Origin of the sequence: Pseudomonas sp. 86_A (assembly GCF_017491705.1) — a bacterium.
Taxonomy (GTDB): domain Bacteria; phylum Pseudomonadota; class Gammaproteobacteria; order Pseudomonadales; family Pseudomonadaceae; genus Aquipseudomonas; species Aquipseudomonas koreensis.
On record NZ_JAFGYS010000018.1, the window covers coordinates 1 to 13,022 of the forward strand.

General features: G+C 62.5%; 12 protein-coding genes. 3 read left to right on the forward strand and 9 right to left on the reverse strand.

The annotated features are described in order from the left end of the window. Positions 1-602 (forward strand): ATP-binding protein (locus J5M57_RS24420; protein WP_243435655.1); only part of this gene is annotated, 602 nt, incomplete at its 5' end. Positions 603-835: 233 nt separating this feature from the next. Then, entirely contained in the window at positions 836-1,681 is an 846-nt protein-coding gene (locus tag J5M57_RS24425) for an EF-hand domain-containing protein (protein WP_207848055.1), read from the forward strand. 1,041 nt (positions 1,682-2,722) lie between these two features. Here J5M57_RS24425 and J5M57_RS24430 read toward each other — a convergent pair. The 9 genes from J5M57_RS24430 to J5M57_RS24470 all read right to left on the reverse strand — a co-directional run bounded on the left by J5M57_RS24430 (position 2,723) and on the right by J5M57_RS24470 (position 10,702). Next, the gene (locus J5M57_RS24430; RefSeq protein ID WP_064588722.1) at positions 2,723-3,763 is read right to left on the reverse strand and encodes an AI-2E family transporter; all 1,041 of its coding nucleotides are present in this window, start codon (positions 3,761-3,763) and stop codon (positions 2,723-2,725) included. Between the two features lie 69 nt (positions 3,764-3,832). Next, a complete protein-coding gene (locus J5M57_RS24435) occupies positions 3,833-4,639 on the reverse strand; it encodes a DUF4892 domain-containing protein (protein ID WP_064588723.1) in 807 nt (268 codons plus the stop codon). A gap of 115 nt (positions 4,640-4,754) precedes the next feature. Beyond that, positions 4,755-5,609, reverse strand: coding sequence for an alpha/beta hydrolase (locus J5M57_RS24440; protein WP_207848054.1), 855 nt, complete (start codon positions 5,607-5,609; stop codon positions 4,755-4,757). Next, positions 5,606-6,412, reverse strand: coding sequence for an alpha/beta hydrolase (locus tag J5M57_RS24445; RefSeq protein ID WP_169842119.1), 807 nt, complete (start codon positions 6,410-6,412; stop codon positions 5,606-5,608). Before J5M57_RS24445 ends, J5M57_RS24440 begins: the two co-directional genes overlap by 4 nt. A 117-nt stretch (positions 6,413-6,529) precedes the next feature. Further along, positions 6,530-6,973 carry a hotdog fold thioesterase gene (locus J5M57_RS24450; RefSeq protein ID WP_207848053.1) on the reverse strand — a complete coding sequence of 148 codons (444 nt, stop codon included), beginning with the start codon at positions 6,971-6,973 and terminating at the stop codon, positions 6,530-6,532. A gap of 31 nt (positions 6,974-7,004) precedes the next feature. Further along, a complete protein-coding gene (locus J5M57_RS24455) occupies positions 7,005-8,660 on the reverse strand; it encodes an AMP-binding protein (protein ID WP_207848052.1) in 1,656 nt (551 codons plus the stop codon). Positions 8,661-8,861: 201 nt separating this feature from the next. Next, complete coding sequence (gene sixA / locus J5M57_RS24460; protein WP_207848051.1) at positions 8,862-9,314, reverse strand: phosphohistidine phosphatase SixA; 453 nt, start codon at positions 9,312-9,314, stop codon at positions 8,862-8,864. Next, the gene (locus J5M57_RS24465) at positions 9,311-9,658 is read right to left on the reverse strand and encodes a DUF4389 domain-containing protein (RefSeq protein ID WP_083368207.1); all 348 of its coding nucleotides are present in this window, start codon (positions 9,656-9,658) and stop codon (positions 9,311-9,313) included. The genes sixA and J5M57_RS24465 overlap by 4 nt, the downstream gene beginning before the upstream one ends. 18 nt (positions 9,659-9,676) lie before the next feature. Continuing rightward, the gene (locus tag J5M57_RS24470) at positions 9,677-10,702 is read right to left on the reverse strand and encodes an NAD(P)H-dependent glycerol-3-phosphate dehydrogenase (RefSeq protein ID WP_047600375.1); all 1,026 of its coding nucleotides are present in this window, start codon (positions 10,700-10,702) and stop codon (positions 9,677-9,679) included. A gap of 196 nt (positions 10,703-10,898) precedes the next feature. Here J5M57_RS24470 and J5M57_RS24475 point away from each other — a divergent pair, with 196 nt between their 5' ends. Further along, positions 10,899-13,022, forward strand: coding sequence for a TonB-dependent receptor (locus tag J5M57_RS24475; protein WP_207848050.1), 2,124 nt, complete (start codon positions 10,899-10,901; stop codon positions 13,020-13,022).

Sequence of the window (13,022 nt, forward strand, 5' to 3'; positions counted from 1 at the left end):
TCGGCGCCGTCTCCCACGACCTGCGCACCCCGCTGTCGCGGCTGAAACTGCGGCTGGAACAGATCGACGACGACAAACTGCAGGGCCAGATGCGCCAGGACCTGAACGACATGATCGGCATGCTCGACGCCACCCTCACCTACCTGCACGAACAGCGCACCAGCGAAGCCCTGCAGTTGATGGACGTGCAGGCGCTGGTCGAATCGCTGTGCGAAAACGCTCAGGACCAAGGCGCGGACGTGCAGGTCAGCGGCCATTGCGCACCGCTGCAGGTGCAGCCGATGGCGCTGCGCTCGTGCATCAACAACCTGATGGACAACGCCCTGCGCTATGCCGGACAGGCGCGCATCGAGCTGCAGGATCAGCGCGAGCAACTGCTGATCCGCGTGATCGACCACGGCCCCGGTATTGCCGAAGACAAGCGCGAAGCAGTGTTCGAACCGTTCTATCGCCTGGAAGGCTCACGCAACCGCAACTCCGGCGGTGTCGGCCTGGGCATGACCATTGCCCGAGAAGCGGCGCAACGACTGGGCGGGCAATTGAACCTGGCCGAAACACCCGGCGGCGGCCTGACCGCAATCATCCGCCTGCCGCGCACCTGAGAGCCACCCAATTCCCTGTGGCAACGAGCCTGCTCGCGAAGGCGTCGGCTGATCCAACCTCTCCTTTGGATGTGCCGACCTCTTCGCGAGCAGGCTCGCTGCCACAGATTTCGGTGGCGCTCATTGCATCGTGTGTATCCACCGGTACAAAAACCAAACACCCAGGACAACTTGCCCCTTGAGTCTGCACAAGCCGGTACGCCCACCGGTTTTACAGTCCAAGGAGTGAGCCCATGATCGGTAGCGTCAGCAACTACACGAGCTATACCAGCACCAGCAGCACCTCTACCCAGAACGCCCGCAGCCAGCAATTGCAAAAGCAACTGTTCGCCAAACTCGACAGCAACGGCGACGGCGCGGTGGACCAGGATGAACTGAAAAGCGCCCTGTCGCAGAAGTCCGACGACGGCCTGCTGGTCAACCTGAGCAAACAATTCGGCGATCTGGACAGCGACGCCAGCGGCAGCCTCAGCGCCGAAGAAATGACCGCCATGGCGCCCCCACCGCCACCCCGCGACGAGGCCCCGGACACCGACCTGGCCGACGCCCTGATCAGCGCCCTCGACACCGATGGCGACGGCGCCATTAGCAGCGATGAACTGAACAACGGCCTGACCAGCGCCGGCAGCAGCGCCGACGGCAACCAAATCTTCTCGGCACTGGACAAGAACAAGGACGGCACCGTCAGCCAGGACGAACTCACCGCCAGCCTGCCGCCACCACCGCAACAAGCCTCCAGCGACGAACTGTTCAGCCAACTGGATGCCGACGGCGACGGCAGCATCAGCGCGACGGAACTCAGTAGCGCGTTACAGAGCAGCAGCGACAACACCTCAACGAACAGCACTGATACCAGCGCCGCACTGCTCAAGGTGCTGGACAGCGACAGCAGCGGCGGAGTGAGCAGCGACGAATTGAAAGCCGCGCTGCAATCCGGCCGGGAACGCCCGCCTGAGGAAAACACCGCCAGCACCCAGACCACCACCGAAGCGCTGAACCGGATGATTGCCAACTTGAGCAAACAGTATTCACTCGACAATGCTGCGCCGGTAGGCAAATACCTGAATGTGGCGACTTGAGTTGATGAGGTGAAGGGTGATCGTTTCCATGGGAGTGGTGTGGGAACGGTCATCTGAATGCAGCAGGAAGAGGGTGGCTGGCTGAAAGGGCCTCTTCGCGAGCAGGCTGGCTCCTACAGTTTGATTCAGTTTTTTCAGTCAGAGATTGGCTGGCTGTCAGGCCGCCATCGCTGGCAAGCCAGCTCCCACAATTGGATCGGGTGCATTCAGTTGGAGACTGGTCGGCTGTCAGGCCGCCATCGCGAGCAGGCTCACTCCTACAGTTGGATTAGGTGTGTTCAGTTGGAGACTGGTCGGCTATCAGGCCGCCATCGCGAGCAGGCTCACTCCTACAGTTGGATTGGGTGCGTTCAGTTGGAGACTGCTCGGCTGTCAGGCCGCCATCGCTGGCAAGCCAGCTCCCACAGTTGGATTGGGTGCGTTCAGTTGGAGACTGGTCGGCTGTCAGGCCGCCATCGCTGGCAAGCCAGCTCCCACAGTTGGATTGGGTGCGTTCAGTTGGAGACTGGTCGGCTGTCAGGCCGCCATCGCGAGCAGGCTCACTCCTACAGTTGGATTGGGTGCGTCCAGTTGGAGACTGGTCGGCTGTCAGGCCGCCACCGCTGGCAAGTCGAATCGTCGCACCGCAGCTCCCACAGAAATCAACAGCACACCGCATCCGCTTCTCACCACTCAACAGGATGAGCGTTAGCTCGGCTGCAGCTCTTGATCTTAAGGCCCCTTCGGCAGGCTGAGTGGAGGGATTCATCCGGGGGGTGGGAGCGCAGCGACCGTTCGACGAAGTCGAACACATCGAGAGGAGGTGCAGCGAAGCAAACCGTAGACGATGCCCCCGGATGAACCCCGCAACGAAGGAACCCGAGCCACGGCGAGGGCCGAACGCCGGGGCCCAGCGTTTTGGTTACTTTTGGGCGTCTGCAAAAGTGACCCGCTGTAAGAGCGGAACCGCCAGCCGCCACACCCGCAGCAACGGATAAACACCCAAAACCCCAAGAACCTGGTCGGCCCAAAGGCCGCCAAGCCATAGCATCCCCGCCCACCCTAAACCCGAGCCTGACTCTTGCTCCAATCCGTCAACAAACTATAAGCCACCGCCAACAACGTCGGCCCAATAAACAACCCGATAAACCCAAACGCAATCAACCCGCCAAACACCCCAAGCAACACAATCACCAACGGCAGATTCCCGCCGCGGCTGATCAGATAAGGCTTCAACACGTTATCCACGCCACTGATGATGAACGTCCCCCAGATCCCGAGAAAAACCGCCATCCCATACTCACCCTTCCACGCCAGCCAGGCCGTCGCCGGAATCCACACCAACGGTGGCCCCATCGGAATCAGGCTCAACAGAAAGGTCACGATCCCCAGCACCAGCGCCCCTGGAATCCCGGCGATCAGAAACCCGATCAACGCCAGAATCGCCTGGGCCGCCGCCGTACCGATCACTCCGTTGACCACCCGCTGCACGGTGCCGGCCACCAACTCGATGTAATACCCGGCCCGCTCACCGATCAGCCGCTGCAGCAGACCGTGCACGAACGCCGCCAGTCGCGGCCCGTCACGGTAGAAAAAGAATACGAAAACAATGCTCAGGGTCAGCTCGAGAATCCCGCCGCCGATCTGCGCACTGCGCGCCAGCAACCAGTTCCCGACCTGCCCCAGATACGGCTTGATCGACACCATCAGTGCCGCGCCCTGCTGATCGATGCTGTTCCAGACCCCGACCAGGCGCTCCCCCACCAGCGGCACAGTGCCGAGCCAGACCGGTGCTTCCGGCAAGCCATCAACCTGCACATCCTTGATGAACGCCGTGGCATCGCGCACATGATCGGCCAGGTTGAACCCCAGCCACACCAGCGGCGCCGCCACCAGCAACATCCAGCCCAGGGTCAAGATACCTGCGGCCAGCGATTCGCGACCATTGAGCCAACGGGTCAGCAGACGCATCAGCGGCCAACTGGCGAACGCCAGCACCGCGCCCCAGAACAGCGCCGACCAGAACGGCGCCATCACCCACAGGCTGGCGCCAAACAGCACCAGCAGGAGGATTTGCACCAACAGCCGATCGTTATTGAGCATGTAAAGTCTCGAGAAAGTCAGTCCGTCAAAGAGTAGGCGAACACGCCACGCGTGCTCGCCCGATACAGCTTATCGCAACAGATCGATGCGCAGGCCCGCGCTGTCGGCACTGCCCGCCTCCATCCGTGCCGCACGCACACCCTGACCGATCAGCGCCTGACGCCAGGCCTCGGCCTTTGGCCCGGAAATCGTTACCCGCTGGGTGGTGTCGAGGTTCAAGCCACGGGAAATCAACCGCAACCAGGTGTCATCCGGATCGCCCGCCAGTTTCGGCAAGCTCAGCTCGCCAGTGCTCTTGAGTTGACGCAACAGCGTGGCCGAGGTCGGCAGCAGCTCGCCCAGCGGTGCGCCCGCCTCGAACTGCTCGACATGCAGATAGGCTTTGCGATTGCCACGGGTGATGCTGTAGAGCGCCACCAGGGTGTTGTCCTGCGGTGCGGCCAGACGCAACAGCAGATAGGCCTGTTGCTCGTCGGCACCATACAGCTTGGCATTGCCGAACACTTCGTTGGCCCAGAGGCTGCTTTCGCCGCAGTCGCGGGCCTGACACCAGAACAGCAGCTCGGCACCCTGTTTTTGCAGGGCTTCACGGGCAGCGGTGAAGGCTTCGGTGGCGGCGTGTTCCGGTGGCAACTCGTAGGTCACCGACGTGGTCTGGCCGCGCGCCGTGACCTGGCCGTCGAAGCGTAACTGGCCGCTGATCTTGCGGATCGAGCCCAGCGGGTAAATCCGCTCGAGCTCCACGGGAGGGCGATAGTCGACGATCTGCGCATCGGCCAGACGCGGCACGATCTGCAGATCCTGGCTGCCCGGCACATCGGCTGCGAATAGAACGGGACTGAAACAGCACAGCGCCAACAGACTGAGTGACCGCATAGTCAGGCTCATCGGATCGGCATGGCTTGGCGGGTCGGGGTCGCAGCGGTATAGAAATCCATCGTGTTTGTCTCCCATTTCAACCCGCCCAGCCTCGACAGTTGCCCGGTGCAAGTCAAGGAATGGCGAAGAAGCGATTGAAACAGTCTGCGACAAGGTCGGCACCGGACTCGTCGTTCAGGTGCAAATGGTGACCACCCGCCAGCTGTTCCTGGCTAAAGGGTAGACGTTCCAGCAACTCCGGATGTCGGGCCAGCATGCCGTCGGCGGCGACCACCAGTTGCGCCGGGCAGGTGATGCGCTGAACGAAGGCCATGGCCTGCTCCTGCGTCAGGCGCAGCGGCGATGGCAGGGTCAAGCGATTGTCGGTGCGCCAGGTATAACCGCCGGGCACCGGCACCAAGCCGCGTTGCGCCAGCAGTTCGGCGGCTTCGCGACTGACCGCCACCAGGCCTTTCATGCGCGCTTCGATGGCGCGATCGAGGGTGTTGTAGACCGGTTTGCGCTTCTCGCGCAGGTCCAGTTGCGCCTGCAGCGCCATGCCCATGCGCTCGGCCGCATTTTCACCTTTGTCCGTCGGCGGAATCACCCCGTCGATCAACGCCAGATGGCTGATGCGCTCCGGCAACGAGCCGGCCAGCACCAGCGAAACGATCGCCCCCATCGAATGCCCGAGCAGGCCGAAGCGCTCCCAGCCCAGTTGCTCGGCCACCTGCAACACATCATGGGCGTAGTCCCACAAGGCGTAACCAGCGCCGTTCGGCCGATGCCCGGAGTGACCGTGCCCGGCCATGTCCAGGGCAATGATGCGCAGGCCTTTGAGCTTGGGCGCCAGCCGCGCGAAGCTGTTGGCGTTGTCGAGCCAGCCATGCAGGGCAATCACCGGCAGACCGTCCTCGGGACCGAACAAATGCGCTGCCAGTTCGATATGCGGCAGGCTCAGGCGCACTTCTTCGAAGGTCGGGCTCATGCGCAGTCCTTGTCCTGACGACCTTCCCAGCGGTTGAACAGATTTTTCAGCAGCCGTGCGGTGTCCTGTGGACGTTCCAGGGGAAACATGTGCCCGCCGGGCATGCTCAGCAATTCACCTTGGGGCAGGCGCGAGACGAAACTGCCGTGATGACGCATCACCACGCGGCTCTTGTGCCCGCGCACCACCGCCAGTGGCACTTTCAGTTGCCGGGTGCGGCCCGGGCTGGTGTGCGGCACGCCACGATAGATGCTGATTTCGGTAGCCGGATCGAAGCGCAGGCGCAACCTGTCGCCGACCTTGTGCAAACCGTGTTGCAGGTAGGCGTCGAAGCACTCCGGATCGAAACCGCGAAACAGGCTCTTGCCGGCAAAGTAGCGGCGCGCACTGTCGAGGTCGGCAAACTCTTCGCGACGGCCCAACGTGCGCCCGGCCGGGGTCAGTCTGTCGATGAAACCGAAGCGCTTGGCCGCGCGGATCACCCATTGGTCGGTGCGGGTCAGCACCGGCGAGTCGAGCATCACCACGCCGCGATACAGCTCAGGACAACGCAGCGCCGCGTGCAGGTGCAACACGCCGCCAAAGGAATGACCAACGCCCCACACCGGTTGATCCTGTTGCTGCAAATGGTGGATCAGCTCGTCGACGAGGTTGTACCAGTTGTCGTCCGCCGGGAACCGCGGGTCATGGGCATGCACGTCCAGATGCGCGACCCGATACTCGGGCGCCAACGCCGCGAACAGCTTGCCATAGGTGCCCGAGGGGAACCCGTTGGCGTGGGTGAAAAAGATCGGTTGCGACATGCCGGTAAATCCATGAGCGGAAACATGCGCTGATTGTCCGCAAGAGCGCGGCCCTGAGCAATGACCGTAACTGCCAGGAATGATGACAGTCCGGTCATGGCTATGGCGCATCGAACATCAACGGGCCGGCGGCTGCTCGCCCAGCGGCACCACCGCCATGGTCAGGCGCGAGACACAACTGGCCTTGCCTTCATCGCTGGTCAGGCGGATATCCCAGACGTGCGTGGTGCGACCGATATGAATCGGCGAGGCCACGGCCGTCACCCGCCCGCTGCGCAAGCCGCGCAAATGATTGGCGTTGATCTCCAGCCCCACGCAGTAGAACTGGCTGGCATCGATGCACAGGTAACTGGCCATCGAACCGACGGTTTCTGCCAGCACCACCGAGGCGCCGCCGTGCAGCAGACCGTAAGGCTGGTGGGTACGGTGGTCGATGACCATGCTCGCCGTCAGCGACGCTTCGTCGAAGGACTCGAAGCGGATATCCAGCACTTCACCGATGGTGTTTTTCTGGATTGCGTTCAACTGCTCGATGTTCGGAGTGGTGCGCCACAAGGTCATCGCAGGCTTCCTTTGTTGTTTTGATCGTCGCTCAATCCTGCCACAGCACCGCCTCGCTGCGCGCGCTCCATTCTTCAAACCGCGCGCCGTAGGTGTCTTCGATGACGTTGCGCTTGATCTTCAACGTCGGCGTGAGAAAACCGTTTTCCACCGCCCAACTGTCCTTGACCACCACCAGCCGGCGCAGGCGTTCATGCTTGTCGAGCACCGCGTTGACCTCCTCGAGCAATTTTTCCAGGCTCGAATGCAGACTCGCCCGCCCCTCGTCCTGATTGACCGTCGACAACACGCACAAGCCCAGCGGCGCGCTCAGACCATCACCGACCACGCACACCTGTTCGATCCGCGAGTGCACCGCCAGGCGGTTTTCAATCGGCGCCGGGGCCACATATTTGCCCTTGCTGGTCTTGAAGATTTCCTTGAGCCGCCCGGTCAGGCGCAAGCGCCCCTCGGCATCCTGTTCGCCCTTGTCGCCGGTACGCAGGAAGCCGTCCTCGGTCAGGGTCTCGGCGGTTTTCTGCGGCTCCTTGAAATAGCCGAGCATGTTCGCCTGACTGCGCACCTGCACCTCGCCCGATTCGTCGATCCGCACTTCGACCTCCGGGCACGGCTTGCCGATCCAGCCCTGTTTGTACTGGCCCGGCAGACAGATGTGGGAATAACCGCAACTCTCGGTCATGCCATAGACCTCCAGCACATCGAGGCCGAGCTTCTGATACCAACTGAGCAAGGTCTGTGGCACCGGCGCCGCGCCAGACAGGGCGACGCGCAGTGCATCGAGCCCCAACCCGGCCAACACCTTGTGCCCGACCCGCTTGCCAATCCACGGCAGACCGAGCAGGAAATCCAGGCGCTTGGCCGGGATCTTGCCGTACACGCCCATCTGGAATTTGGTCCAGATGCGCGGCACGCCGAACATCGCGGTCGGCCGCGCCCGCTGCAGATCAGTGATGAAGGTGTCGAGGCTTTCGGCAAAGAACACCGTTTGCCCGGTGTAGATCGACGCCAGTTCAACGAACATCCGTTCAGCGACATGGCACAGCGGCAGGTACGACAGCAGCCGATCGTTCTCGTTGAGCCCGAACAACTGCGTGCCATGCGTCGTGGCAAATCCCAGATTGGCAAAGCTGTGCATCACACCCTTGGGCAACCCGGTGGTGCCGGAGGTGTAGATGATGGTTGCCAGTCGCTCGCCCGCCGGGCGCGGATCGTCCTGGATCGGCGAACTCTGTTGCAGGTCGTTCCAACTGAAATCGAACTCGCCCGGCGGATGCAGCGGCAGGCTGATGGTCGCCAGCCCCGGCGGAATGCCTTTGGACATCCCCGGCCAGTCATCGAGTTTGCCGATAAACGCCAGGACGCTTTCCGAGTGGGTGAGGACCTGATTCACCGAGTCTGCGGTGAGGTTGGGATACAGCGGCACCGACACGTGCCCGGCCATCCAGATCGCCAGATCGGCGATGATCCAGTGCGCGCAGTTTTTCGAGATCAGCGCGATGTGGCTGCCTTGCGGTAATTCCCGGGCGCGCAGCCAGTGCGCGGCGCAACGGGCCTGATGACCGACGTCGGCCCAGGTCAGGGTCTCGACCTGCCCGCCGCCGATGGGCTGCACGAGGAAGCGCTGGCGCGGGTGCCGGGCCTCACGCTCGTAAAAAACGTCCAGCGGCAAACGGAAGGCGGCAGACATGCGACTCGCTCCTGTTTTTTTGGTCTGGAGCAAGCGTAGTCAACCAAGCAAGTGCTTGGTTGGAAAATTCCAACAAATAATTTCGCCCGCATGAAGAACCTGTAGGAGTGAGCCTGCTCGCGATAGCGGTGTATCAGTCAACCTCCATTTCGGCTGACAGGGCCTCATCGCGAGCAGGCTCACTCCTACAAGGGAATGGTGTCAGGGGTGCTTGAGGCTGTTAAGCGTTATCGAGCCAATCAACAGCTCGGGGCTTTCCAGCTCGGCCAGACCCGCGGTGCCAACCTGCTCCGGCGGGTACCCGGCGCCATGCTGCAGATAGCTCAGCAGATTGCCCACCAGCGGGTTGTGGCTGACCAGCAGCACATTGCTCACCGACACCAGTTGATCGGTGACCTTGTCCGGATCGGTCTCGGGCGTCAGCCATTCGACCGTACGAATTTCCGGCTCGAACCCCAGCGCCTCGCGGACAATCTGCGCGGTCTGCTGCGCTCGCAGATAAGGGCTGGCGTAGATCGCCGTCAGCGGCTGCCCGATCAACCGGGCCGCACTGCTCAGAGCTTCCTGACGGCCGTGCTCGGTCAACTCGCGCTCGGAGTCCGGGCACGAGCCATAAGGCACCGCCTCACCGTGACGCAATACCCAGAGTTTCATAGCTTGGGTTCCTCATCCCGGGCCGGATGCGGGGCTGGCGGCACGGCGTGCGGCGCCTCGCCTTCCGGCGCGCGCGGGGTTGGCCAGTCGGCGAACGGCCACGGTTTCTGGTCGCTGTGAAAGCTGCCGAAGCGGCCGATCTGCGCCAGGAACTGGCTCAGGCTGTCGCCGAAATTCATCAGGCTGGCGCTCGGGGCGCCGTAGATCAAACGATAGATCAGTTGCACCAGCACCACCGCGCCGAGGATGAACTGTGCCACTTGCCAGACCAGCACGTAGACGATCATCCACAGCACCCGCAGGAGAATGGATTCGTACTTGGCTTCGGTTTTCGGTTCGTTCATGGCTCGCTTCCTGTTGAATCAGTTGAAACCACTGGTGGAAATAAAGTCGACGTCGGTTTTCGGCTCGGCCCGCATCAGTAGACCGATCACCTGCTCCAGCGTGCGTCCTTCAAACAGAATCGCGTGCAGCCCGGCGACCAGCGGCATGTACACGCCAACCTCCTGGGACTTAGCCTTGAGCACCTTCAGGGTGTTCACGCCTTCGGCGACTTCGCCCAGACGCGACACCGCTTCGTCGAGGCTCAAGCCCTGACCGAGGGCAAATCCCACCTGGTAGTTGCGGCTCTTGGGTGACGAGCACGTCACGATCAAGTCGCCGACCCCGGCCAGACCGAGGAAAGTCATGGGGTTGGCACCCTGATTCACCGCGAACCGGGTCATCTCGGCCAAGGCACGGGTGATCAGCATGCTCTTGGTGTTCTCGCCCATCTCCAGCGCCACCGCCATGCCGGCGATGATCGCGTAAACGTTTTTCAACGCCCCGCCCAGCTCGACACCGAAGCGGTCGGCACTGGCATAAACGCGGAAGGTGCGACCGTGCAGCGCAGCCTGCACCTGTTTGCACAGGTCTTCGTCTTCGCTGGCGACCACCGTGGCGGTCAGCGCATGTTCAGCGATCTCCCGCGCCAGGTTCGGCCCGGACAACACGCCGATGCGTGCCTGCGGGGCGATCTCTTCGAGGATCTGGCTCATCAGTTTGAAGGTGTGGGCTTCGATGCCTTTGGTCAGGCTGACCAGCATCTTGCCGCTCAGGCGCTCGGCGTGGGCGGCCAGCACCGTGCGCAGGGCGCTCGAGGGCAGCGCGACGAAGCACAGCTCGCAGGCGTCGAGGGTGGCCTGCAGGTCGGTGACGGCGGTCACTCCCGGCAGAATCTTGATGCCCTTGAGGTAACGCGGGTTCTCGCGATTGACCCGGATGGCCTCGGCCTGCTCGGGGTCACGCATCCACTGCCGGACTTGATGGCCGTTCTCGGCCAAAAGATTGGCCACGGCGGTACCAAAACTTCCGCCTCCCAGGACCGCAATCGGGCGCTGTTCAGTCATATGCAATCCGTTAATCCATACCAGTGGCGATGCCGGCATTATACGGGGCGACCGGGTCGCGGCCAGCCCCTGCGTCAATTACCGGCACTTGTAGGAAGAAGACCAAGAAAACCGAGGAAAATGCCCGCATCGTGACTGGAAAAGTCGCTGCCCTCGGTTAACATGCGCGCCAATTCTCTGTGATCAAGGCTGTGTCGTGTCTTTTGGCTCTCCCCCCTCGCGTTCATCCCTGTTGCTGGCGCTGCTGATCAGCCCGGCATTGCAGGCGGACGACCTGTTTGTCGACAGCGAAACGCTGCCGCAGGTGCTGACGGCCACGCGCCTGAAACAGACACCGGCGGAAGTGCCGGGGAGCATGACCGTACTCGACAGTGAATTGATCAACGCCAGCGGCGCCCGCGACATCAGCGAACTGCTGCGCCTGGTGCCGGGGATGATGGTGGGCAACATCAGCGGCAATCAGGCTGCGGTCAACTATCACGGGACCAACGCCAGTGAAGCACGGCGCATGCAGGTGCTGATCGATGGCCGCTCGGTGTACCGCGCGGGTCTTGCCACGGTGGACTGGAGCGATATTCCGGTGGCCATGGAAGACATCGAGCGCATCGAGGTTTTCCGTGGGCCGAACACGGTCAGCTACGGCGCCAACGCGTTGATGGCGGTGGTCAACATCATCACCCGCAACCCGGCGGACAGCCACGGCACGCGCCTGAAGTACACCCGTGGCCAACGCGGCATCAATGACTTCTATGCCAGCCAGGGCACCGGTTGGAATGGCGGCGATCTGCGCCTGTCGCTGTCCGGCCAGGAAGACGATGGTTTCGACCACGACCGCAGCGGCGCCGATTACCGTGACAGCCGCCGCTTGAACCGCTTCAGCCTCGCCGTCAGCCAGACCTTGAACGACAACCAGAGCCTCGACTGGCAGGTCAACGCGAAGGACGGCAGCAACCAGCGGCCTTACACCTACCGCCCGGTGTTCTCGGGGATTACCGCTGCCGGGAACAATTCCGACGTGGTCGCCAAGGATTATGCCGGTTCGGTGCGCTGGAACCTCGACATCAACCCGCAACACAGCCTCTATATACAAGGCTCGGCCCAGCATTGGGATCGCCAACAGGTGTGGCGCGCCTGTGATGCCGAAGTGTCGTTCAGCCCACAACTGACGCAGCTGTGGCAGCTCAACCCGAACTACACCGAACGCCTGGCGCGCAACATCACCCGTTTCACCGGCCCTGGCCCGGAGACTGGCACGCCGCAGGAGATGGCCTTGGCCAATCAAGTGCTGGATCAGTGGCGCAACGGTGCCAGCCAGACCCTGTGTGGCGACATCGACCAGAGCGCCCGCGAATCGCGCTACGACCTCGAGTTGCAGGACACCCTCAGCCTGTCCGACAGCCTGCGACTGGTCAGCGGCATGAACTATCGTTACGACCGGGCGGATTCCGAAACCTACTTCAACGGCACGCTGGACGACACCACCTGGCGTGCGTTCGGCCAACTGGAGTGGCGCGCCAGTGAACACTGGCTGCTGCAGGGTGGCGCCATGTTCGAAAACACCCAATTGATCGGCAGTTCGCTGACGCCGCGCTTCGCGGTCAACTACCTGATCAACCCGCGCCATGGCCTGCGCGCGGTGTACTCGGAGGCGATCCGCTCGCCGGACATGTTCGAGAACAACGTCAACTGGAGCTATCAGGTGAGTAACCTGCGGCCCTCGGCCTACGGTCAGTCCTCGGCCCGTTACTTCGTCAAGACCCGCGGCCCGGGCAATCTCGACCAGGAACACATGCGCTCGCGCGAGCTGGGCTACAACGGCTATTTCGCCGAGCTGGGCCTGGCGGTCGATGTGAAGCTGTTTTACGACGAGATCACCGGGATGATCAGCGAGCCGCTGCGCAACAACCAATACATCGCCAGCAACGCCAACAGCTCACGCTTTCGCGGTACTGAAACCCAGCTCGACTGGCGCCTGAGCACGATCGATCGCCTGCGCTTCACTTACGCCTTCGTCGACGCCGAGGCGAGCAATCCGCTGGATCAGCAATTCACCTCGCGCAACAGCGGCTCCGCCGGTTGGCTGCGCGACTGGGGCCACGGGTGGAACAGCGCCCTGTTCTATTACGGCGACAACGCACTCAACGGCTACCGCTTCGAACGGGTCGACACGCGCATCGCCAAACGCATTCCCGTGGGCAAAGCTCAATTGCAACTGGCCGGCGTGCTGCAACAGCGCCTCGACAACGAGCCGACCACCTTCGTCGACAACAATTACGACGAACGCCGAGTGATGTATTTCAGCGCCGAGCTGGAGTTCTAG

Coding starts and splice junctions, on each gene's coding strand:
- J5M57_RS24425 (WP_207848055.1), top strand. CDS start 836: ATGATCGGTAGCGTCAGCAACTACACGAGCTATACCAGCACCAGCAGC.
- J5M57_RS24430 (WP_064588722.1), bottom strand. CDS start 3,763: ATGCTCAATAACGATCGGCTGTTGGTGCAAATCCTCCTGCTGGTGCTG.
- J5M57_RS24435 (WP_064588723.1), bottom strand. CDS start 4,639: ATGCGGTCACTCAGTCTGTTGGCGCTGTGCTGTTTCAGTCCCGTTCTA.
- J5M57_RS24440 (WP_207848054.1), bottom strand. CDS start 5,609: ATGAGCCCGACCTTCGAAGAAGTGCGCCTGAGCCTGCCGCATATCGAA.
- J5M57_RS24445 (WP_169842119.1), bottom strand. CDS start 6,412: ATGTCGCAACCGATCTTTTTCACCCACGCCAACGGGTTCCCCTCGGGC.
- J5M57_RS24450 (WP_207848053.1), bottom strand. CDS start 6,973: ATGACCTTGTGGCGCACCACTCCGAACATCGAGCAGTTGAACGCAATC.
- J5M57_RS24455 (WP_207848052.1), bottom strand. CDS start 8,660: ATGTCTGCCGCCTTCCGTTTGCCGCTGGACGTTTTTTACGAGCGTGAG.
- sixA (WP_207848051.1), bottom strand. CDS start 9,314: ATGAAACTCTGGGTATTGCGTCACGGTGAGGCGGTGCCTTATGGCTCG.
- J5M57_RS24465 (WP_083368207.1), bottom strand. CDS start 9,658: ATGAACGAACCGAAAACCGAAGCCAAGTACGAATCCATTCTCCTGCGG.
- J5M57_RS24470 (WP_047600375.1), bottom strand. CDS start 10,702: ATGACTGAACAGCGCCCGATTGCGGTCCTGGGAGGCGGAAGTTTTGGT.